The organism is Marinobacter alkaliphilus (assembly GCF_055394375.1).
Window position 1 is genome coordinate 1,012,726 of sequence record NZ_AP043751.1, and the last position, 22,468, is coordinate 1,035,193.

The following is a 22,468-nucleotide window of genomic DNA, read 5'->3' on the forward strand; positions in this document are numbered from 1 at the left end:
CAGGTGGCATCGCGGCGATTGGTCGCGAGCTGCCGTTCTTAGCCTCATTGAGAAGCGCTACAAAGAGTTTTTAGCGACTCATATCTGAACTTTTTTTCCGAATTCAAACTCATTTCAAAGTTTGCACTTATTATCTCGATCTTTTCCTGCCTCGTCATAGGCGCCTTACACCTATGATTTTTGGCTATTAATCGCTTCGGGAGAAAGTCGATGAAGGCAAGCAAGCACTCGCCTCGGGCGTTGCTGTGTTCAGTACTATTGTCCATTCCTCTGTTCGGTCAAGCTGAGACTGTTAATTGGGCGAATTGGCTCACTGGCCAGATAAGCAAGCACCCGGAGGTACTGGCAGCGACAGAGCAGGCGGCAGCGCGGAAAGAGGACGCTGAGGCAAGCGAACAACCGCTGTATAACCCGGAGTTGTCCGTAGGAGCAGACAGAACGGGCAGTGAGAATAACTTTGAGGCAGGGCTGTCACAAACGATCGATTGGTCTGATCAACAGGGCGCATTACAGGAGAAGGCAAAGCTGATCAGGCTGTCTGCGCAAGCTGGCTTGAGCGAAGCAGTTCTGACACAAACGTCTGAATCATTGTTTGCGCTTGTCGAGTGGCGCGCCACTACGCTGTTTGAGGAAATTGCTGAATCCCAACAGCAGCGCCTGGATGCTTTGCTGGACCAGGTTGAACAGCGCCAGCAGGCAGGTGATCTGGGGCGTGCCGATGCAGAGCTTCTGTTTCTAAATCTATCCCGTCAGTTGAGCGAAGTCGCCCAGGCAAAGGCCGCAGTTGATCGGGCAGAAACTCAGGTTCAAGAACGTCTGCCGGACTGGAGGCCTCAGGATGGGGGAATCCCCGAGTATATATGGCCAGCGCTGGAGTCCCAGATTGGTGAGGCTGATCTGCTGTCACACCCGTCAATTGCAGTCGCTCGAGCCGAGTGGCAGGTGCTGAAAAGTGAGGCAGAGGTTGCGAGACGCAAAGCCACAGCATCGCCGACAGTAGGGCTGAGCGGAGGGCGTGACGGCGGCGAGAACGTGGTTGGCCTGACATTCTCGATCCCTCTGAACGTCCGTAATAACTACAGCGCTGAAATCCGGGCCGCGAATCGACGGGCTCTGGAGGCCGAAGCGCGGTTTCAGGCGCTCTACCGGAAACAACAATATGACCTGGCAGGCGCTCGCGCTTCCTGGAAGCGATACGACAAGCAACTTCGTCGATGGAAAGAACTATCCCAGGGGCGTGTACAGCGAAGTGCCGATTTGCTTGAGAAGCAGTGGCAGGTCGGCGACCTCTCCACCTCTGAGTATCTCCAGGCGTTAGGCCAGCGCGCGGAGAGCCTGAAAACCGGTATTGAACTGGAAAAGCTGGCGCAGCTGGGCCTGATTGAACTCTTGAGCCAGTCTGGCGAACTGATCACCCCCTTCCAATAATATTCTGGAAACTGGATAGTCATCATGAAAAAAACTCTGATTTCAGTATTTGTATTGACGCTGTTTATAGCTCCCCCTTCATTGGTGCAGGCCGAGGAAGATGCGCATAACGAGGCGGGCCATGATCATGCCGCCGGTGGCGACGATCATCGAGAAGGTACCGGTGAAGAGGATGAGCATGAGGGCGGGCATGCTGAAGAACGTGAGCATGAAGAGGAAGAAGGTCATGGCCACGAAGAGGAGAGCGATGGTGGTCATGAAGAATCAACTACCGCAAGCATCAATGCCAAACAGAAAGAGCTCGCCGGCATTGAGGTAGCAACCCTCGAGAGCAAGCGCGTTGACTATGAAATCTACGCTCCCGGTGAGCTGCTGACCAACGGCTATACCAGCTATCACGTGTCCCCCCGGGTTGCCTCGGTGGTGTTGAGACGTCACGTGGAATTGGGTGAGCACGTAACCAAAGGTCAGCAACTGGTAACCCTGTTCAGTGAGACGGTGGCACAGGCGCAGGCTGATTACAGGAAGGCTTTTCCTGAATGGGAGCGAATCAGCGGGCTGGGTCGTTCCGTGGTTGGTGATCAGCGGTTCAATACGGCGAAAGCGAATATTGAAGCGGCGAGGGCGACTCTGCTTGCTTATGGGCTAAACGATGATGACATTGGTGCGTTGAAGGCCAGCGGCGTAGGTAGTCTCGGTGAATACACGCTCAGAGCTCGCGTGGATGGCGCAGTGCTGACCGATGAGTTTGAGCAAGGACAAAGAGTTGAGGCAGGCCAACCGCTGGTGACTCTGGCTAATGAAAGCGAACTTTGGGTAGAGGCTCACCTGCCAGCAAACTCCGACATTGTCCTTAAGCAAGGGGCCGAAGCGGAAGTAAGAGTTGCAGGCCGAGTAGCTGTGGCAACGGTATCCCAGGAAGCTCATACCATTGACGCTGTGACCCGCACGCGAATTGTTCGGTTGGAGCTGGACAATCCGGAAGATCGTTTTCATCCCGGAATGTTTGCAGATGTGTATTTCCTTTTTAAAACCACGGAGCCGGTGCTTGCGGTGCCGGAGAGTGCGTTGATGCGAGGCGCCGATGGCGACTGGACGGTCTATGTGGAAGAGGCTGAAGGGGAGTACGAGCCTGTGGAAGTGGAACTGGGTCGCGCAATTGGCGGACTCCGTGAAATTTCGGGCCTGACTGCAGGCCAACGGATCGTTTCGCGGGGCGCATTTTTTGTGGCCTCTGAAATTGCCAAAGGCGGCTTTGACCCACACAACCACTGATTCCGGGAGCCATTATGTTCAACCGAGTTGTCGACTGGGCGGTTCAGAACCGCCTGTTGGTTCTTATTGCGCTTGCAGTGCTTATCGCCACGGCCGCGTTTCAGATCCCAAAACTGAATCTTGATGCTTTCCCTGACGTTACAAACGTCCAGGTCGCTGTTAATACAGAGGCGCCCGGACTTGCGGCCGAGGAAGTCGAGCAACTGATCACCTATCCCATTGAAGCGGTGATGTATGCGTTGCCGGATGTTGAGGAGGTTCGGTCCATCTCCAAAACCGGGTTGTCTGGTGTCACCGTGGTCTTTAAAGAGGGCACGGATATCTATTTCGCGCGCCAACTGGTTTTCGAGCGGTTGCAGGCCGCGCGGGAGCTGATTCCGGACGGGGTCGGGGTGCCTGAAATGGGGCCGAATACGTCCGGTCTCGGCCAGGTCTACCAGTACTTGCTGATAGCGGACCCGGATTCGGGGTACGACGCAATGGAATTACGCAGCTTGCACGACTGGCTGGTCAAGCTGTTGCTGATACCTGCTGAAGGGGTAACAGAGATTCTGTCGTTTGGCGGAGAGGTCCGCCAGTACCAGGTCAATCTGAACCCGGCGCGAATGCTGTCCTATGACTTATCACAGAACGACGTCATGGACGCCCTGGAGAACACCAACTCCAATGTTGGGGGCTGGTATATGGGCCGTGGACAGGAGCAGTTGGTTATTCGCGGTATGGGCTGGCTGGGTAATGGCGAGCAGGGGCTGGAGCAGATCCGTCAAGTGCCCGTTAAAACCAGTGATGGCATTACAGTGACGGTGAGCGATGTCGCCCAGGTAGCGCTGGGCACTGAAATTCGCCAGGGTGCGGTGACCATGACCCGGAAGGATGAAGACGGTCAGGTTGAACAACTGGGTGAAGTGGTTTCTGGCATTGTACTCAAACGAATGGGGGCCAATACAAAAGCCACCATCGACGGCATCGAGGCCCGCATTGATCGCATAAATCAGGCGCTTCCGAGTGGGGTTCGTTTTGAGCCCTATTACAACCAGGCGGATCTGGTGACCAAGGCCGTAGAGACGGTGACCAATGCACTTCTGTTGGCTTTTGTGTTTATTGCGATCGTGCTTGCCCTGTTTCTGATGAATCTTCGGGCAACAACGCTCGTGCTGCTTTCTATACCGATTTCTATCGGTATTGCGCTGATGATCATGGCCTGGTTCGGTCTCTCGGCCAACTTGATGTCTCTGGGCGGCATTGCTGTGGCAATTGGCATGCTGGTGGACGGCTCTGTTGTTATGGTCGAGAACATGTTCAAACATCTGACGCATCCGGATGCTGAGCATGACGCCCGTCGGGATGAATTGGTGAAAAACGACCCTGACCCATTGGACGCGTCACACGATGACCATGGCATTGCGCTTCGACTGCAGGAGGCAGGCCGGGAAGTGGCGCGACCAATTTTTTTCGCGACGGCGATTATCCTGGTCGTTTTCATGCCTTTATTCAGCTTTGAAGGTGTGGAAGCCAAGCTTTTTCAGCCAATGGCGATCAGCATAATGTTGGCCATCGTGTCCGCTGTGATCGTTGCTCTGGTGGTTGTGCCGGCCTTGGCATCGTTTATGTTTCGCAAGGGTATTCGGGAGCGGGAAAGCTTCGTTTTAAAACCTCTTGAGAAGTTCTACCGCAAGGGCCTTGACTGGTCGCTGAAACACACCAGATCTGTTGTCGGTGCTGCTGCTGTTCTTGTTGTGCTGGCGGCTCTGGTCGTGCCTCGACTCGGCACTGAGTTTGTCCCTGAGCTGGAAGAGGGAACGATCAACCTCCGGGTTACGCTGGCCCCTTCATCAAGCCTTGATACGGCGCTTGAAGTTGCGCCAAAATTGGAAGCCATGTTGATGGAGTTTCCAGAAGTGACTTACGCTCTCTCCCGGGCTGGCCGAGCAGAAATAGGTGGCGACCCGGAGCCCGTTAACAATATAGAGATCTATATTGGCTTAAAACCAACTTCGGAGTGGACCAGCGCCAGTAATCGCTATGAATTGCAGGCCCTGTTTGAGGAGAAGCTCGAACAGCACCCGGGGCTACTGTTTAACTTTTCTCAGCCTATCGCGACTCGGGTTGATGAATTGTTGTCAGGTGTTCGTGCGCAGTTGGCCATCAAGCTCTTTGGCCCGGATCTCGACGTACTGGCGGAGAAAGGCCAGCAGATTGAAGCGGCGGTCCGAACAGTTCAGGGAACACGAGACGTGGCCATGGAGCAGATTGCTGGTGAAGCGCAGTTGGTGGTTCAGCCTGACCGTCAGGCACTCTCCCGGTACGGACTTGCCGTGTCTGATGTGATGAGTGTCGTCCGGGATGGACTGGGTGGTGCCGCCGCGGGCCAGATCATCAACGGAAATGAGCGGTACGATATCTATGTGCGTCTGGCCAAACGTTTCCGGGAAGACCGGGATGCCATTGCCGATTTCAGGTTACAGGCGCCGTCCGGAGCCTGGGTGAGACTCGGTGATGTGGCCGATGTATCTATTGAGTCCGGCCCGCCTCAGGTGCGCCGCGATGACGTTCAGCGCCGTGTGGTCATTCAGTCTAATGTGCAGGGTCGTGACATGGGCAGTGTGGTTGCCGATATTCAGGATACCATCGCGACAGAAGTGAACCTTCCCCCCGGCTATTCGGTGGATATTGGTGGTCAGTTTGAAAACCAGCAACGAGCTCAGAAGCGATTGACCATTGTGGTACCTGTATCTCTGGGCCTGATCGCGCTGTTGCTGTACTTTGCTTTCAGTTCGGTTGGTCAAGCGCTGTTGATTCTGGTCAACGTGCCGCTTGCCGTTATTGGTGGCGTCTTTTCACTCTGGATCTCCGGCCAGTATCTTTCGGTGCCCAGTTCCGTTGGATTTATCACACTGTTTGGTGTGGCGGTGCTTAACGGGGTCGTAATGGTCGAAAGCATCAATCAGCGAATACAGGATGGGTTGAACGTGGATACTGCGGTGTTTGAAGGTGCCGTCTCCCGTTTGCGTCCTGTCTTGATGACAGCAATAACCTCGGCACTCGGTTTGATACCGATGCTATTGTCGACGGGCGTGGGTGCGGAAATCCAGAAGCCATTGGCCAGCGTGATTGTAGGTGGCCTCGTGACTGCGACTTTCCTAACGCTTTTTGTTTTGCCGGCTCTATTCACGCGCTTCTCAAGGTCTAAACTCGATGATATGCAACGGTAGAAGAGAGGTGGAAATACACAGTTTTGATCGCGAGCAGGGGAGGGTAATCCCTCCGTCATAGCGGGGCGGAGGAATTATGGTTGTGCTCTACTCTGGGAAAGGAAGCACAACTGTAATTCTGGCGCCCCCTGTTTCTGAGGGGCCAATGTTCATCCGTCCGAAATTGTCTTCTAGTATTTCGGACACGATGGACAGTCCCAATCCAAATCCAGAAACGGTTTCGTCAAGCCGGGAACCTCTATCCATCACTTTTGAGGCCGCTTCTGGAGTAATCCCAGGGCCGTCGTCTGCAACTTCTATCGTTAGCCCGGAATCGGTCTGGCTTATTGAAACGTCAATCTCAGCCTGACTCCATTTCCCGCCGTTTTCGAGCAGGTTACCGAATAACTCTGATAGGTCCTGACGCTCCATGGGCCAACTGAAGTTATTCGGCAAGGATGTATTAATACGGAAACTCTTATCGGGAAAGATTTTTTCCATGACAGAAATGACGTTGTTCGCTATTTCAATCGGCAAACATGTTTGCCCCATCTGCCTGCCGGAGATATCTGCCTTGCTCATGCGGTAGTTCAAGGACCGGCTTAGATCCTTTAGGTTGGAGGTCATGAACTCTATGTCGTCGCGGGACGGAGGTAATGAACCAGTGTCTGACAAGATTGCGAGATTGGCAGAGATCGAGGTCTTGACCATGTGAGAAAGATCGGAATTGAGGCGGCGGTGGCGGTCAAGGCGACGACTTGCTAGTTCAAGTAGGTTATTGAACTGTTTGATCAGCGGACTGAACTCCTCTGGTGCGTCAGGATTCAAACGAGGTTGTTTGCCAGATTGCAGTCTCCTCATGTCTTCCTTGATGTGTTCGATCGGTTTCAAAGCGAGGTAAGTAGTGGTGCCTACCAGAGCCAAGAGAACAACAAGTAATAATGCGGAGGCAGCCAGCAAGGTCAGGTGAGCCCCACTGGATCGCTCGGCGAGTCCACTTTCCATTTCCAGGATGGTGACTGACGAAAGCGGGCTGTCAATTCCGAAACCTCGTTTCAATCCAAGAAGGTCATCTGCACCTTGGGATATTTCTACAAAGCCCGCCGGCTTTCTTGAAACCATTCGCAACGTTGTTTGATCTATGTTGCTACTGGCAATGATGCTTCCGTCTTTCACTTCGACGACGAGGGCGTGCTCCAGTAGCAATTGGAATCGATCAATCATGCTGCCAATCTCGTCGGGCGTCGGAACTTCGTTTTCAATGATGGTTTGAAAACTCTCCACCTCCTTGTCAAGGCGATGTTTTCTGGACTCGTTCGAAAGCTGCTCTATTACATAAGTGTGCGAGAAAAAAATTAGTAAAAAATACAAGAGGCTGAAAGCGATGCCATATTGGAGGACAGTTTTTCCGATGCTTTTCTGCGCTGTCATGAAGGTGCTTTTGTCGATTGAGCGGAAGGCTTCAGTTGAAGGCACATAGAGGTGCTCTGATCGGAAAGCATAGTTGGAATCGAAGCGTGCCGCAACGGGTGCGAGCCGGAGCGAGGGACGCTCTGGTCTTCAGATCGGTCTGGCTTGGTCTTATCGTTCTTAGGCATTTGAATAACTTGATTTAGTGTCATCAAATCAAAGCCGACCTAAATGGCTTTTGAGCTTGTGGTAGCCGCTGAAAAAAACGTTTCATCAGCATATATTTTCAAGTGTGTTTAAAGTTTCGATGTTCTACTAAACACCCAAGGCCATTGAATGTTGCTGGTCTAATTGAAAAAAATGTCGGAGCCGTTTTATGAAGAAAGTATCCATGATTATAGTAGCTTCTTTCGTGGCAAGTGGTGCTTCTATAGCCCACGCAGGAGGGCAAGCGGACAGATACAACGAGGCAAGAAGCTATCCTAATAAGAGCATAGATGAACGTTCCTCCCAGTATCGTGTGGAAGAGAGCGAGACCATCAAAAAACTGAAGGAAGAACATAGATTGATTAAAGAGTTGATTGGGGATCTCTTGGAAAAGCAATAACATTTATCGTTGTTTACTTGGAGCCAGACGGGCAATTACGTGGCTCCAAGATTAATTTAATGGTAGATTTTTGTTAATTTTCCCAAAATTGCGAAAGTCGCGCTTTAGTATTGATGAATCTCGTAAGGAAGACAGAGCGCAAAATGTTGGAAAGCTGCATTCTTAACTAAGATATTTTGCAGTATTCATGGCTAATTCAGACCTCCCTCGATTTTTCATAAAACCATATCTAATCTAGAATTACCAAGTTAAAAATAGTTCTATTTTAGTCATCGTTTTTTCAATTCTTGTTCCTATTTGGTGCGCATTATTGATGAGCGCACTATCGACGAGCAATGCAACACTTGAAGCAGAGTGCTTATTGCATTGAATTGTTAAATATTTAATCATTTTTATGAACTGCGGCCCTGATTTGACAATAATTGCTCATAGAATAAGTTTTTTAAAAGGTGGCACAAAACGTGTATGCATTATAGGTGCGTTATTCAATGCGCAAATAACTAAGCTGCCCAAATAGAAGGTAAAAACGATGAAAAGACGTATCTCGACTAAAGATTGTTTGCTAAGTGTTGGTTTGCTCGTAACTCTCCAAGCGGTCCCGTTAATTGCCAGCGCAGGTGTTAGTGCTAATTTGGGCATAACAAGCAACTACTTATTTCGCGGTGTGACACAAACAGATGGCTCAACGGCGACGCAAGGCGGGCTTGACTACGAACATGCGTCGGGGCTTTATGTTGGCGGCTGGGGCTCCAATGTGGATTTCGGCGATGGGACGAGCTACGAGCTTGATCTTTATGCTGGCTTCTCCGGTGTAATTGAGGATATCGGTTACGATGTTGGCTACATTTATTACTCTTACCCTGATGCTCCTGAATCTATTGATTTTGGCGAAATATACGGAGAGTTGAGTTACAGCATTGTATCTATAGGTGTTGCTTACACAGCAAACAGCGACGTAAGCGGCGAAGGGCTGTTCGTTCCAGGCGATATCTATTATTACGCATCAGTTGATGTGCCACTGGAAGACGATTTCAGCACAGGTGTTTTGATTGGCTATTATGATTTCACTGATGATGGCAAGGCGTCTATTGGCGAGGCGAGCTACGGACATGCAGCTGTTAACGTCACCAAAGATGCGGGAAGCTTTGGAGCTTTTAGTGTTAATCTGGAGTACGCTGATATCGATTCAAGTAACGCACTTGGTTCGGTCAGTTCGGACGACCCGAAGTTTTGGCTGGGCTGGACTAAGTCTTTTTAATCTATTTGGTATTTTTCACCGAAATGGTTAATCGTTGAGAAAGCTGGCCCGGTTTGTGGGCCAGCGCATTTATCTGGCGAGCCCTGGTCCTTGAGGAAAATGGTTAAATCACAGTAAAATCATTTAAGCTTCAACCCTTTTTTGAAGAGAATCTCTTGCAAAGTAATATCCTTGTCCTCTCAATGTTTTTATTCGTTTTTTTCCGAGTATCTTTCTGAGCCTGGCTATGTAGACTTGAACGACATTTCTGGTTGGGCACCTTTCGATATTATAGAGTGCTTCAACAAGTTCGTCCTGTGAGAAAACTCTGTCAGGAGAGCGAAGAAAGCATTGTAAAAGGCGGTACTCCGTTGCGGTTAGTCTGAACTCTTTATGATCGGGAGTTGTTAGGGTTCTATAGGTTGCATTAAGTAGAAAACCATCCACGATGATCTTATCAGTTGCTCGCCCGTCTTTTCTTCGTATTATGGCGCTAAGTCGAGCTTTTAGTTCATCGAATTCGAAGGGTTTTGGAAGATAATCGTCTGCCCCGGCATTCAAGCCCTCAACTCTCTCTGTCCAGTTGGAGCGGGCAGTTAGAATAAGAATAGCTTCATCTCTGCCACTGCTTCTCCATTTTTGCATCAAAGAAAGCCCGTTCTCGTCGGGCAGTCCTATATCCAGAATGATCGCCTGATAACTGCTTGTCTCTACGAAGAAATTTGCCTCTTTTCCGTTTTGGGCAACATCTACAGTAAAGTTTTCCTTCGCAAGCCAAACGGAGATTTTTTCTGCGAGTACCGCGTTGTCTTCGACAATTAGAACCTTCATCTATAAGCGCCGTCTCTGGATGTTGGAAAATTGTGGCTGTCGCCCTTCTCGAGAGCAAATCAAAATTAGCTAAGAGACCGGACTTCAAGCGACCCGCTATAACAACAGACGAAGCTGAATCTAGCTTGAAAAAGGCATTACGGTGAGGAAAGTTTTCTATACAAACACTATCCACATGTGATCGCTTAACCACATACCAGGTGGCCGGGTCAACGATTGATCACCGGGACCGCCCTGGGAAGGTCAACTATCATGGACAACCCACTTTTCGGAGCAGGTGAGAAGTTGAGGGTTCCACTGTAGCGTTCGACAATTTCTCGAACAATCGCCAGCCCAAGGCCATGGCCTGGGGTCTGCTCGTCCAGCCGCAACCCCCGTCGACCCAGATTGCCGATTTCAGCGTCCGCGACGCCGAACCCATCGTCTGTTACGCCGATCTGCAGATTTCCGGAGTGTTGAACGAGTGACAGCTCCACGCATCGTTCCGACCATTTGCCTGCATTGTCCAGAAGGTTGCCCATGATTTCATTCAGGTCGTGCTCCTCGATCGGCCAGCGGGCGTCCTCCGGCAGGGAGCTCGACAGTTCAAAGGACTTTTCCGGGTATAGTCGCCCCAGCATCCAGACTAGATCCCGTGCCTGTTTCAGAGGGTAAGCGCTTTTCCCAACCTGTGGCCCTGCAAAGCGACTTCGGCGCATCTCGGCTTCAAGCTGTTTGTCGATGTCATTGAGTCTCGCGGTCATCTGAAGGCGGAGATCGTTGGAGAGCGGACGACTGGTGTCCTCAAGAATCTGCCGGACGGCCGCAATGGGGGTTTTGACGCTGTGAGACAGATTCGCCAGCGCATCCCTTGATCGTTCCAGGCGTTGATCCAGCGAGTCGAGCAATTGGTTGAGCTGCTGGGCCAGCGGTCGAAATTCCTCAGGTGCTTGGACATGAATCCGCGAGACCTTGCCATCCTGAAGTCGCTTCAGCGTGGCCTTCAGTTCGACGACAGGGCGCATGGACAGATTGATACCGAACCAGATCACAACGACCAACAGCAGAATCAGCAGAATCAGCAGAATAGAGACGATGGCCGTCCACCCGTGCAACTCTGCCTGGCTGCGTTTCAGTGCGCCAAGATCCTCGGACACGATCACTACAATCGGCGTATCGCCGATCCGGAACGACTTTCGGTACGCAAGAATGCTCTTTGGGCCTTCGACGGTGTCCGCATCCCGAACACGAACGGTCCCATCCTTTGCTGATTCTATTAACGACGTTAACACCGGTGCCCAGGAATCCGGGGAAATGATCGTTCTGGACGGAGAATGTATGGCGAAGGCGTGGTGAAAGACTTCCTGAAAATAGTCACCAGTCTGGAGACTGTCCAATTGACCGCCAGAATCACGAATCTGATGCTCCAGAAAGGCGACCTCATCCTTGAGACGTGTCTCGACGAATTCCCGGGACATCCGGTCCAGTAAGAGTCCGTGAACCAGCCATGCAAGCCCCATTAGCGCAATGCCCGCTGGCAGTAGCAATAAAAGCAAGGTGCACAGATACTTGGGCCGACCCGGTCATCAAGTATGGCATTGCGCCTGAAACTCTAGAGGGACCTAATACAGTTGGGCATCGCTTTGAGGTAAGCCAGCAGCTGCCCTGGCCGGATCATCTGTCGGCGTCTCGCAAGGCAGCGGAGGCCGGAATGCTTGCCGCCCAGCAGGAGACTCAGTGGCTAATAAGGCAGCTGACAGCTCGCGTTAAGGAGGCGTATGCATATTGGTGGTATACCAATGAAGCGATCAATCTCCATCATGAGACACGCGCTTTGGTAGAGCAACTGGCCACCGTAACGGAACAGAGGCTTGACTATGGCATCGGCTCGCAAAGTGAAATGCTCAGGGTCAAAACGGAGTTGGACACTCTAGATGCCAGACTAGTAGAGCTGCAAGCGGAAAAGGCCGGGCTAGCCAGCGACCTGATTCCTCTGCTTGGGCGTCGTCCGACGGGGGCCAGTTTGCAACTGACGGAGGCATCTGAAACGCTTCTGTTCGCCGATGGACAGTTGGAACCAGATCATCCGCTGATTCGGGCAGCCGAGGCAAGGGAAGCCGAGGCGCGCGCGCGGCTGGATGTTGCCGAAGTCGATCGTAGACCTACGTTCACAGCTAATGCCGGCTATAACAGCCTGTGGGCTGACGAGAGAAAACGTTGGGTCGTCGGCATTGGCGTTCGGATTCCATTTAGTGGGCAGCGCCAGCACAGCGCCGTTCGAAAGGCGACTGCCGAAGCCTCACAAAAACGATGGCTGGCCACTCAGGCTCAGCGGGAATGGCGGGCTTCGATCGCTAAACTGAGGGCAAGCGTTGAGGCCGGCCATGGTCGCCTGAACATCCTCAACGAGCGACACTTGCCAAACCAGCGCGCGCACTGGGAAGCCAGTCTGAACGAGCTGGCCAGTGGCACTGGCAGACTGGAGGACGCAATAAATAGCGCAAGACAGCTTACTGGGGTCAAACTCCGTCGAGCTGGGGTGATCCGTGATCTATATAGTGCCTCGGCCGGATACGAAGCCCTGATACCGGTGCGTACTATCAATGCGTTAAATTAAAGAGGTAATTCAATGGTCAAGTCTTCGGGCATTTTGGATAGCACCAGAAAGTTCCATTCCAAATGCCCGAAGACTCGAAAAAACCACTTGGACCAAAACTCATGAACCTTCCTGAATGTTCGCTTTGCGACCGTTTGTACCCTTTTCGAGCCTCATTTTGGGAAGCCTGAATCTTTTACTGCGAGCTTGCCACAAATAAGTTACCAACTTTATTATAATAGAAATGGGCGTTGTTCTCGGCGATCGCCTCAAAAGTTACCAACTTTATTTATTTCTAGCGATTGCGTGGTACCAAAAAGTGGCACCTGAAAAGGTGATTTGTTACCAACTTTATTATAATCCTACAAAAGCCAAGTGGGTTAACGAAAACAGGGTTGAAACGCTGGCGGTAACAGCCGCATTTCAACCCTGTCCACGTCATCCTCAGAAGGTCACGCCCAGGGTCAGCCAGAGTTTGTTGGTGTCCACTTTGCCGGCGGCACTGTCACCGGCGGAGTACCGGGCGTACTTGATGCCCGCAGTGTAGTGTTCAGCAAAGCCTCGGTTGTAAGCCACGCCCCATTCGTCGCCCAGGTCATCCACGGCCGGGGTTGATTCGTTGGCACTGAAGTCATGATAGACAAACGCCCATCGACCACCCGCGAGAGCGCCAGATACCGTCAGCGAAATATCTTCCAGGCCACCAGCCGGTGTTGCCAGGAACTGGTCCGTCCAGCCGTTGAATGCGTGTAGCGTGGCCAGCGGCGTGGCGAATCCATAATTACCATCGTCGGAGCCCAGGACCTCATAGGTCAGGGCAATGGTGATGCCTTTAACGCCCGCCCCCGCCTTCAGCGAGTAATAGTCAGCGTCAAACTCGGTGGCGCCGGATTTGGCTTCCTGCCTGGCGTATTCGGCGGCGTAGATCAGTTTTACTGATTCCAGGTCGTAATCACCCGCAAACCGCAGACCCACGGTATCCAGGCCGTTGTTTGTGCCGTCGTCCACTTCCAGCAGATAGGCATAGGCGCTGAGCTTGCCGAAGCCGGTCTGATAGCCCAGGTTCAGCAGGTGATCTTTGGTGGCCAGGTCCTGAGCCTCCGCAAAGATCCGATTGCGCTGGTTGAGATAGGCATAGTCCAGCGTCAGCAGGCTCGTGGGTGCATAGGTCAGGCGCACGCCATCAAAGGTCTGCCGGTCCTGTCGCCAGCCGACATGACCCACATGGCGCTGATTGTCATAGACAATGACCTGGCGACCGGCGCGCGCAGTGACGTCGCCGCCGCTGTATTGCAGGTAAGCCTGATCGACTTCGGTGGTCTCCGGATCGGCAATGACCGAATAATCGGTATTTTTACCCTGAGTGTTGTTGTAATCGTCCAGGCCCATCACCGTGCGGGAATCCTCAAACTCCAGAACTCCGGTCACGCCATGGTAGCTGCCGGTGGTGTAGCCCAGCCGGGTGCGGATGGTCAGGGCATCGGCGTCTTTGAGGGCGTTGTCCTGATCCACCGCCTCATACCGCAAACGGACATCGCCGGAGACTTGCCCGTTGCTCAGGGCATCGTGCAGGGAGTGTTCCGCTGCCAGCGCGGGAGTGGCCAGCGCCAGGGAGCCCAGCATACAGGCCGAATGTCGGATCAATCGTGCTTTCATAGTTGCTTCCTTTTCCGTTAATGACAAAACGTTCTGTTGGCCGGTTGATGCCGGAGTTGGTATCGGCGACGGATCGCAGGGGTCAGGCCGCCTGGCTTTGATTAGACGAGCCGACCGTCAGATGACAGATCGATTGATCGCCCAGGCATTGCTCCATCACCAGTTGGTCGGGCGTGTCGTGAACGGTCTTCCAGGTTCCCTCAGCCGAAGGTTGACCGCGCAGAACCACCGGCATGGCTCGGGTTTTCAGCCTGATCACCGGCGGGTTATGTTCATAGGTCACGGCATCCAGGCCCATGACCGCATGGGCAATCGCTTGTGCCTGATGTTTGATCGGTTCGATAAAGCGGCAAGGCATGCCGTCGATACTGATGCAATCGCCGAGCGCATAAATGTCCGGGTCACTGGTACGCAGTGTGTGTGGATCGACCGCAAGGCCCCGTTGAAACTGCAGGCCGGCGTGACGGGCCAGCCGGTTATCGGTGGCCAGGCCTGTCGCTGCCACAACGTGATCGACTTCAAGGGGCTGGCCCACCTGGCGGGTGATTGAGCGCTTGCCATTGTCGTGTGCGGCCACGCCGGTCACATCCACGCCGCCAAGGTAGCTGATGCCGAGTTGGGTAAAGCTGCTGACCAGGCGGGACGCGGCCTTGTCGGGCAGCAGCCCGGCCAACGGTGCGTTATTGCGGTCGAGCAGGGTGACCGTGTGCCCGGCGCGGGCAAAGTCCTCGGCCAGTTCACAGCCGATCATGCCGGCGCCGACAATAGCGATGGACTGTTTACCCTGCGCCAGCGCCTGTTGCAGTCCAGACCACCCGGCCAGATCATTGACCCGCCAACACAGGGGCGCCGGCAGTTGCGCCGGCAGTATCGGTTGCGCGCCCTGGGCCAGCACCAGCTGGGTGTAGTTGAGCGATCCGCGGGTTGTGCGTAATTGCTTTAACGTCGGGCTCAAGCCAACCGCAAAGGTTTGCGCCATCAGCTGGACACCAAGCCGTTGTGCGGCCTGGTAACCGGTTTCCCGCACCAGCGTGGTTTTATCCGCGCCGCGACTGATAGCCACCGAAAGCTCGGGCTTGTGATAGGTATCGCCACTGCAAGCCGTGACCAGGGTGATGGGAACCGTGGCGTCCAGTGCGCGCAGCGCTTCCACAGTGGACCAGCCGGCAATGCCGGCGCCAATCACCACCACGCCGGGTTTGCGGTTGAAGTGCATCGGCTGATCGCAAACCGTGATTTCCTGCCGTTTCAATAGCTCGAAATCGGTCTTGGTGACGCCGCACAGCGGGCATTCCCAATCGTCCGGAATGTCTTCAAAGCGGGTGCCCGGCGCCAGACCGCTGTCCGGGTCGCCTTGCTCCTCGTCATAGATCAGCCCGCAGGCGAGGCAAATGTATTGTCGCCAGGGCGTGGTTTGATCGACACTTTGCTCACTCATGCCGGCACCTCTGCACGCATCTGTTTGGCCATCTCCCAGCGCAGGTGTTTGAGGGCCGGTGTAACGATGGCGACGAAATGGGCCTCGCGTATGCGGCGTTGGGGTGCCGATGTCATCAGGTAACCGCGCGCGCCTTGATGCAGTAGCGCCGATTGGGACGCCTTAAGCGCCATTTCGGAACCCCGGGCGCGCAGATCCAGTACGTCCAGCAGGAAGTCTTTGCTGCCATCAAACGGGGTTTCGGCGAGTTTGGCGGCCTGAGCTTTGATGTCGTCAAATTCCGCCTGCAGCTCGTCCGGGCGGTCATGCAGATACTGGTTCACATGGCCAAGGGAGGGCTCCACCTCGCGGGCAGAGTCAATCGAACCCTGAATAACGCCAGTGGCCATGCCCACCTGTAACAGGATGAACGCTGTGCGAACGCGCTGAATAAAGGGCCGCACCGGATCGGCAATCATCTGATCCTCACTGACGAAATAGTCGACCAGAGGAACCGCCCAGGTGCTGGTGCCTTCCATCCCGGAAAACTCCGGGCATTTTCTGAGCGTTACCCGCTCATCCAGGTCCAGCAGAAACATGATCTCGTGGGAGCGACTGCCATCCTCCCGGTCGACCGCGGCGATAACGCCACAGTACTGCCCCGGAGCAATGTGGCTGACCCAGGGCAAGGTACCGTTAACCCGATAACCACCCGGTACTTTTTTGGCTTTCAGCGCCATCTTTTCGATACCGGTGAAGGCTTTCATCGGATTGGACAGGGCGGTTCCGCCGAAGGTTCTACCGGCGGCGTGGTCTGGCAAGCGGGCCAACAAAGCCGGATTGCCGGATTGCTCCATGTAGAGCCCGCAAACGTCGTGGCACCAGGTCATGAAACCGGTGGAGCCGCAGTGCCGGCTGATCTCATGCATGGAGTCGATGGCCAGGCCATAGCGAGAGCCGTACTGGTCGAGATGGCCGGCAAACGCGCCGGCCTGACCGAGTTTTGCCATGATATCGATCGGATAATAGCCCTCGTGATCGATACGGTAGGCGGCGGGAGCAAGCTGCTCCCGGGCTATCTGGCTGACATCCGCCAGCACCTGGACATCGTCTGCCCAGGGAAGAGCAATTGAGGGTGATACAGCAGCGCTGTTCATGGCTTACCTCTGGAGTCCGGGGGTGGGCTTATTCCATCAGGCTGATGCTGAACGGGATCGGATTGCGCATGGTGTTGGCCACCGGCGAGAAGTAGTTGGCGTGGCGGACGATTTCATCCAGCTCTTCACGCGTGGCGTCGCCTTCAACCAGTACCTTCACGCGGATATCCTGAAAGCCCATGTCTTCGGGTTTCTTTTCGGCGCCGCCGGCACCCCAGGCGGCCGGATTGCCGATGTCGCCTTCCAGGAAGATTTCCAGTTTGCTGAGTTTGATCTGCTTCCAGGTGGCAACGGCGGTAATGCCGACGGCCAGGCAGCCGCCCAGGCCAGACAGAACAATTTCGCCCGGGGCCGGGGCGGTATCTTCACCGAACAGGTGCAGGGGCTCGTCTACCACCACTTCGTGTTGATTGATGTGGCTGACGGTGCGGTACTGGCCATCGGTAACCGTGTGAACCTTGTTGGTGCCGCGAGTGGCCGGGTTGTTACGGCCTTTTTCTGCAAAGGCGAGCAAGCCGTCACGATCAATCGGGCGAAGGTAAGCGGTTACGGTTTCTGGTTGGCTGGCAGTGGCTGTAGTCATGATGTGCTCCGGTTGGGTTTGTCAGATCTGCCCGTTGTGTCCTGAGACGTTCGGGCTTGTATCTGTACCAGAGCAGCTTGTGTGCCACCTTCTGAAATATGCTATTAATCTGTTTAAAAACAAAAAGATAAAATTAGTTTGTCGAGGTCGATGGTCGCTTGGCTCTTGCCTTTGTCAGGTATCAAAATCCGACAATGTCAGACATTGTCGGGGCCTGGCTCCGCTCCATTGTTCATGTTCAGCTTCTCCAGTCGGTACCGGAATTGTCGGGGTGTCATGCCCAGCAGAGCCGCTGCCCGGGTTTTATTGCCGCCGGTTTGCTGCAGGGCGTCGGTCAGTTCACTGGCCTCGTCCGCCCGCACCCAGCTGTAAGGGCGCCCGGGCCCGGGACTGCTTGTGTTTTGGGCCCCGCCGCTGCCCGGTGCTATCGCGCTGTTGAACGACGTCGGGCCGGCGGGATCCGCAGAGCTCTGCTGGCCGGCCTCAAGGTGCCGGCTGATGGTGGATTCCTGGCGCAGGATCGCTTCAATGTCCATGATGCTGATGGTGCCGTCTTCGGCCATCAGCACGGCCCGTTTGATGACGTTTTCCAGCTGGCGGATATTGCCGGGCCAACTGTAACTTTCCAGGCGCTCCATCACGCCATTGCCCAGCAGGGTATAGCGGCCGTACTCCCGGTTGGCACTTAACAGGAAATGCCGGGCCAGAATGCGCACATCGCCCTCCCGGCTTCGTAACGGGGGCAGGTGGATTGGGAACACGTTGAGCCGATAGAACAGATCGAGGCGAAACTCACCCCGGTTGACCGCATCCTGCAGATTTTTATGGGTAGCGGTGACGATTCGGACATCGACCGGTATGTCTTTGTTACCCCCGACGCGCTGGATCACCTGGCCTTCCAGAACCCGCAGCAGTTTGGACTGCAATTCCAGGTTCAGGTCGCCGATTTCGTCCAGAAACAGGGTGCCACCACTGGCCAGCTCGATCTTGCCGGGTTTGGTGGCAGACGCGCCGGTGAATGCGCCCCGCTCGTGGCCAAACAGCTCGGATTCCAGCAATTGATCGGGAATGGCCGCGCAGTTGATGGCGAGGAAGGGTTGCTCCTTACGGGCGCTATTCAGGTGCAAGATCTGGGAAAAGCGCTCCTTTCCGGTGCCGGATTCGCCCGTGAGCAATACCGTCACCTGGGTTTTGGCCACCCGGGTTACCTGAAGCAATGCATCCTGCACCGCCCGGCTGTCGCCGAGTATGCCGTGATTGGTTTGCTGGTTTTGCAGGGCGTCTTTCAGCTCCTGGTTTTCAGCCTGGAGGTGGTTGGTACGCTCTTCAATGAGGGAATTAATCTTGATGATCTGGGCAATAAAGGTCGCCAGAATCCTCAGGATAACCAGATCGGCACTGAACGATCTGGGCCGCATGCGCAGCCGGTTGACCGCCAGCACACCCACGGGGGTATTGCCCTCCAGGATGGGAATGGCGATGTAGGCCACCACCCCGTCTGGCAGGGTCATCCGGTCGACCGCCCGGAACAGGTAGCCGGGCTCCTCATCGATGTTCTGAACCACCGCCAGCTGGCCCTGGCGCATTACCCGGCCGGTGATGCCCTCTTCAAAGCTGTACACGCCGCGCTTCCGCTCTTCGGGGGTCAGGCCGTAGCTGTATTGAATGTGCAGAGCGCTGTCGTCCGGTGTCGACAGCAGTACCCGGCCCCGGTTGAGGCCCAGCATTTGCGACATCAGGCGCAGTATGCCGGTGATCGCAGATTCGGGAGAGCCGGAGTGGCCGATCAGTTTGGCGGCCTCTTGCACAACCGTAAGGTCGGTCTCGGCCTTGATGACATCACTTTCGAGTGGTGACGAGAGATTTTCCATGAGCAGTATGCCATTCCAGGACATTGTCAGAGATTGATACAGCAATCTCTGTGCCTGATTGTCCGTTGGACTGACATTGTCGCTTTCATAACAGAACAAGGCCGCCCCTGAGGACGGCCTTGTTCCGGGCGACTCAACCGTTATTCTACGTGCCAGTTAAAGCGTTTTATCAGCAGGCTACAGATGGAGTCCAACCCGTAGCCGATCAGGCCAATGACTACCACGATAGCGGCCAGCGTATCGTAGGAGAGGGTATCCCGGGCATCGTTGATGGCGTAACCGAGGCCGCTGGTGACGCCCAGATACTCCGCCGGTACCAGTACCACCCAGGCCACGCCAACGGCCAGCCGGATGCCGGCGAGCACATCACTCATGATCGCAGGCATGATGATGCGTCGCAGCATGTGCAGTTCCGAGGCGCCCAGGTTGCGGGCGACTTTAAACCAGTTGGGATCGATCCGGCGCACGCCGTGGGCGGTCGAGAAGATGATCGGCCAGACCGCTGCCATCACGATCAGGAAGATAATGGCCGAATCCCAGGTAGGGAAGGCCAGAACCGCGATCGGCATCCAGGCCAGGGGGCTGATCATCCGCAGGAACTGAAACGGCACATTGGCAATCTTCATGGCACTGCCCACGTAGCCGATCAGCACGCCGACCGGCACCCCGATAACAATCCCCCAGAACAAGCCATAGAGAATCCGATACAGGCTGGACAGGACGGTGGGCCAGATAGCACCACTGGCCACAAGACCATAAAGCGCGTGGAAGGTAGGTGCCGGGGCAAAGTTGGCGAACGCCCACATGTCTGGGTCATTGGCCACCAGGTAGCCGCCGAACCACCAGGCGGCCAGCAGACTGGTGATGCCCAGGGCCGGGTAGCGCAGGCTGCTGAGCATGCTTAGCAGCGGACTGAGCCCGTTGAAGCCGGATGACGGTGCGTTCAGGGCAGAGGAGGTTTTGGTACTCATAGTTTGACCACCTCTTCCCGATCAAACGGGTTGTCTGCGTCAAAGCCCGGCGCGTCTTTCCAGCCGGGGTGTTTATCCATGGCCGCTTTGACAAAGCGGTAGTCCACCAGGTCATCCACCACAAAGTCTGGGTCCAGGTCCTGCAGGAAGGTGGTATCGCCACCGACCAGGGTCTGCTTCAGCTCGTTGACGATAAGCCGGGTGGCGGAAGGGAACGGCCACGGCTGGAAGTCGATGCGTCCGCTGCCCCAGTTGGCGTTCTGAATCGCGTTGGGATCGGCGTAGCTTTCCTGGTCATAGAGCGTCATCGCCTGTTCAACCACATTGGCCGCCATGGGCAGATAGCCCTTACCATCGCGCGACAACAGGTGAGCGACTTCTTTCTTGTTCTGCTGGGAATAGATCTGGGCTTTAACAATCGCGTTCATCACCTTCTGGGTCCACACCGGGTTGGCGTTAACCTGGTTCTCGTTCATGCAGACCACGCAGCATGGGTGATTGCGCCAGATATCCCCGGTGAAACGCAGCATCTTGCCGCCGGCCAGCATTTCGCCCACCGCATTGAAGGGTTCCGCGACAATAAAGGCGTCGATCTTCCGGGCCGCCAACGCGGGGGGCATATCCGGCGGCGGCATGATCTGCAGGTTCACCTCGTTGGGCGCCAGGGTCTCGCTTTGCGACTTGATGACCGGTGTCAGCCCGGCGTGGCGCAAGCCCATCTGCAGCACAATGTTGTGCATGGAGTACCAGTAGGGCACCGCAACCTGTTTGCCGCCAAGATCCGCAAAGCTTTTGGCATCGGTATGGCGACCAACCACCAGGCCCGAGCCGTTCAGGTGCGCCCACGACATGATCTTCACCGGGAAGTTGTTGTTGTAGCGCATCCAGATCGGAATCGGCTTAAGGAAATGCACCAGATTGAATCGGCCTGCGGCAAACCCCTCCACAAGCGGTGACCAGCCACGGATCAGTGTGGGCGGTTCGGTTTTCAGGCCTTCCTCTTCGAAAAAGCCTTTGGCGTGGGCCACCAGCAGAACAGTGGCATCGGTGATGGGCAGGTAACCGATACGCACGACTTCATCGGCCGGAGGTTGGATACTGCCCCAGGCAGCCGTGCTGGCGGACATCCCGAACGCAGCGGCCAGGCCGCCAAGGGCCAAGCTGTCGAGCATGAAATCCCGCCGGCTCATTTCGTGTTCCTGGAGGTATTCCTGATCGGATTGCCTGGTGGTGGGCTTGTTGCGTTTCGGCTTTTTCATCGTGTCTTCCTCATTAAGATTGGGCGTTTTCAGGCGGCGCTTTCGGCTTTCGAGTCGGCGGGTTGGCTGGACTGGGCATCCCGTCCGGACAAGCCGGTGTCGGTGCCTTTGAATTGCTGCATCAGTTCGTCGCGCAAGGTCTGAAACCCGACATCCATGTGCCGGCGAGGCCAGGGCAGCTTGACCGGAAGTTCACTGACGATTCGCCCCGGGTTTTGAGACATCACGAGCACCCGGTCCGCCATGGTGATGGCTTCATCAATATCGTGGGTGACGATCACCATGGTGATGCCGCGCTCGCGACAAATAGCGGGCACCTCCTCCTGAAGGGCAGAGCGGGTGAACGCGTCCAGTGCAGAGAACGGCTCATCCAGAAGCAGCACCTCGGGGTTGGTGGCCAAAGATCTTGCCAGTGCAACCCGTTGTTGCTGCCCGCCAGAGAGGCTCTGAACGTTTTCCTTTTTCTTGTCGTGCAGGCCCACCATGTCGAGCAGCGCATCAACCTGCCTGGTCGCTTCGCGCTTGGAGTGGCCTGCGAACAACAGGCCCAGAGCGGCGTTTTCCTGAACGGTCATCCAGGGGTACAAAGAGGCTTTCTGGAACATCATGTTCCACTTGGCACTGGGCGAGGATATCTGGTGACCGTTGACCCGCACGCAGCCTTCCGACGGAATCAGCAGCCCGGCCAGCATATGCAGCAGCGTCGACTTGCCGCAGCCGCTACGGCCGATAAGAGCCGTCATCTGACCCGGCTCAATTCGGGCGTCGATGTCTTTCAAGGTAGGTTCGGCTGAGGGTGAAAACCTGTGGGTGACGTAGTCGATCGACAGTGATGCGCCCATGTCTTTGCTCCGATTCAAAGAAATATTGACCTGAACCTAAGCAGTATGTGTGCCACCAAAATTAAGCTAATAAAATCAATAATTTGTGATTTTTTCCGAAGATTGTCACCGGTTGCTTGTTGTTGCCAATGTCGGACAATGGCAAGGATTATTCGCCA

At 54.9% G+C, this 22,468-nt stretch carries 17 protein-coding genes; 6 read left to right on the forward strand and 11 right to left on the reverse strand.

From position 1 onward, the window contains the following. The first annotated feature begins 210 nt into the window (after positions 1–210). From ACZ5Q2_RS04570 to ACZ5Q2_RS04580, 3 genes are read left to right on the forward strand one after another with little or no spacing between them, the layout of a single operon-like run. Positions 211–1,428 (forward strand): TolC family protein, encoded by a 1,218-nt coding sequence (locus tag ACZ5Q2_RS04570; protein WP_058092801.1) that lies wholly within the window; start codon positions 211–213, stop codon positions 1,426–1,428. A gap of 24 nt (positions 1,429–1,452) precedes the next feature. Beyond that, the gene (locus ACZ5Q2_RS04575) at positions 1,453–2,703 is read left to right on the forward strand and encodes an efflux RND transporter periplasmic adaptor subunit (protein ID WP_004581709.1); all 1,251 of its coding nucleotides are present in this window, start codon (positions 1,453–1,455) and stop codon (positions 2,701–2,703) included. Between the two features lie 14 nt (positions 2,704–2,717). After that, on the forward strand, positions 2,718–5,915 hold the full coding sequence (locus tag ACZ5Q2_RS04580) for an efflux RND transporter permease subunit (protein WP_058341913.1): 3,198 nt from the start codon (positions 2,718–2,720) through the stop codon (positions 5,913–5,915). Between the two features lie 87 nt (positions 5,916–6,002). Here the strand turns inward: ACZ5Q2_RS04580 and ACZ5Q2_RS04585 are convergent, their stop codons facing one another. Then, positions 6,003–7,370, reverse strand: coding sequence for a sensor histidine kinase (locus ACZ5Q2_RS04585; RefSeq protein WP_421910547.1), 1,368 nt, complete (start codon positions 7,368–7,370; stop codon positions 6,003–6,005). A 310-nt stretch (positions 7,371–7,680) separates the two neighbouring features. On the opposite strand from ACZ5Q2_RS04585, the gene ACZ5Q2_RS04590 reads away from it, so the two are divergent. Together ACZ5Q2_RS04590 and ACZ5Q2_RS04595 are read left to right on the forward strand one after the other, a co-directional pair. After that, complete coding sequence (locus ACZ5Q2_RS04590) at positions 7,681–7,911, forward strand: hypothetical protein (protein ID WP_004581712.1); 231 nt, start codon at positions 7,681–7,683, stop codon at positions 7,909–7,911. Between the two features lie 529 nt (positions 7,912–8,440). Further along, complete coding sequence (locus tag ACZ5Q2_RS04595) at positions 8,441–9,169, forward strand: TorF family putative porin (RefSeq protein WP_004581713.1); 729 nt, start codon at positions 8,441–8,443, stop codon at positions 9,167–9,169. 123 nt (positions 9,170–9,292) lie between these two features. Here ACZ5Q2_RS04595 and ACZ5Q2_RS04600 read toward each other — a convergent pair whose 3' ends face one another. Together ACZ5Q2_RS04600 and ACZ5Q2_RS04605 are read right to left on the reverse strand one after the other, a co-directional pair. Continuing rightward, positions 9,293–9,979 carry a response regulator transcription factor gene (locus ACZ5Q2_RS04600; protein WP_004581714.1) on the reverse strand — a complete coding sequence of 229 codons (687 nt, stop codon included), beginning with the start codon at positions 9,977–9,979 and terminating at the stop codon, positions 9,293–9,295. 209 nt (positions 9,980–10,188) lie between these two features. After that, entirely contained in the window at positions 10,189–11,478 is a 1,290-nt protein-coding gene (locus tag ACZ5Q2_RS04605; RefSeq protein WP_432210409.1) for an ATP-binding protein, read from the reverse strand. Positions 11,479–11,669: 191 nt separating this feature from the next. Between ACZ5Q2_RS04605 and ACZ5Q2_RS04610 the strand changes: the two genes are divergently transcribed. Next, positions 11,670–12,575, forward strand: coding sequence for a TolC family protein (locus ACZ5Q2_RS04610; protein WP_004581716.1), 906 nt, complete (start codon positions 11,670–11,672; stop codon positions 12,573–12,575). 423 nt (positions 12,576–12,998) lie between these two features. On the opposite strand, the gene ACZ5Q2_RS04615 is transcribed toward ACZ5Q2_RS04610, so the two are convergent. From ACZ5Q2_RS04615 to ACZ5Q2_RS04650, 8 genes are all read right to left on the reverse strand, one after another. Beyond that, positions 12,999–14,210: an alginate export family protein gene (locus ACZ5Q2_RS04615; protein WP_058090897.1), complete on the reverse strand. Its 1,212-nt coding sequence runs from the start codon at positions 14,208–14,210 to the stop codon at positions 12,999–13,001. An 82-nt stretch (positions 14,211–14,292) separates the two neighbouring features. Further along, positions 14,293–15,648, reverse strand: a complete 1,356-nt coding sequence (locus tag ACZ5Q2_RS04620) for an FAD-dependent oxidoreductase (RefSeq protein ID WP_058090896.1) — start codon at positions 15,646–15,648, stop codon at positions 14,293–14,295. Further along, positions 15,645–16,784: an acyl-CoA dehydrogenase family protein gene (locus tag ACZ5Q2_RS04625; RefSeq protein WP_058090895.1), complete on the reverse strand. Its 1,140-nt coding sequence runs from the start codon at positions 16,782–16,784 to the stop codon at positions 15,645–15,647. Before ACZ5Q2_RS04625 ends, ACZ5Q2_RS04620 begins: the two co-directional genes overlap by 4 nt. A gap of 28 nt (positions 16,785–16,812) precedes the next feature. Then, positions 16,813–17,367, reverse strand: a complete 555-nt coding sequence (locus ACZ5Q2_RS04630; RefSeq protein WP_058090894.1) for an OsmC family protein — start codon at positions 17,365–17,367, stop codon at positions 16,813–16,815. A gap of 197 nt (positions 17,368–17,564) precedes the next feature. After that, on the reverse strand, positions 17,565–19,238 hold the full coding sequence (locus ACZ5Q2_RS04635; protein ID WP_152439529.1) for a sigma-54 interaction domain-containing protein: 1,674 nt from the start codon (positions 19,236–19,238) through the stop codon (positions 17,565–17,567). Positions 19,239–19,378: 140 nt separating this feature from the next. Further along, a complete protein-coding gene (locus ACZ5Q2_RS04640) occupies positions 19,379–20,209 on the reverse strand; it encodes an ABC transporter permease (protein WP_058090893.1) in 831 nt (276 codons plus the stop codon). Further along, positions 20,206–21,468 carry an ABC transporter substrate-binding protein gene (locus ACZ5Q2_RS04645; protein WP_058090892.1) on the reverse strand — a complete coding sequence of 421 codons (1,263 nt, stop codon included), beginning with the start codon at positions 21,466–21,468 and terminating at the stop codon, positions 20,206–20,208. Before ACZ5Q2_RS04645 ends, ACZ5Q2_RS04640 begins: the two co-directional genes overlap by 4 nt. Positions 21,469–21,497: 29 nt before the next feature. Continuing rightward, entirely contained in the window at positions 21,498–22,310 is an 813-nt protein-coding gene (locus tag ACZ5Q2_RS04650; RefSeq protein ID WP_058090891.1) for an ABC transporter ATP-binding protein, read from the reverse strand. Positions 22,311–22,468: the final 158 nt, after the last annotated feature.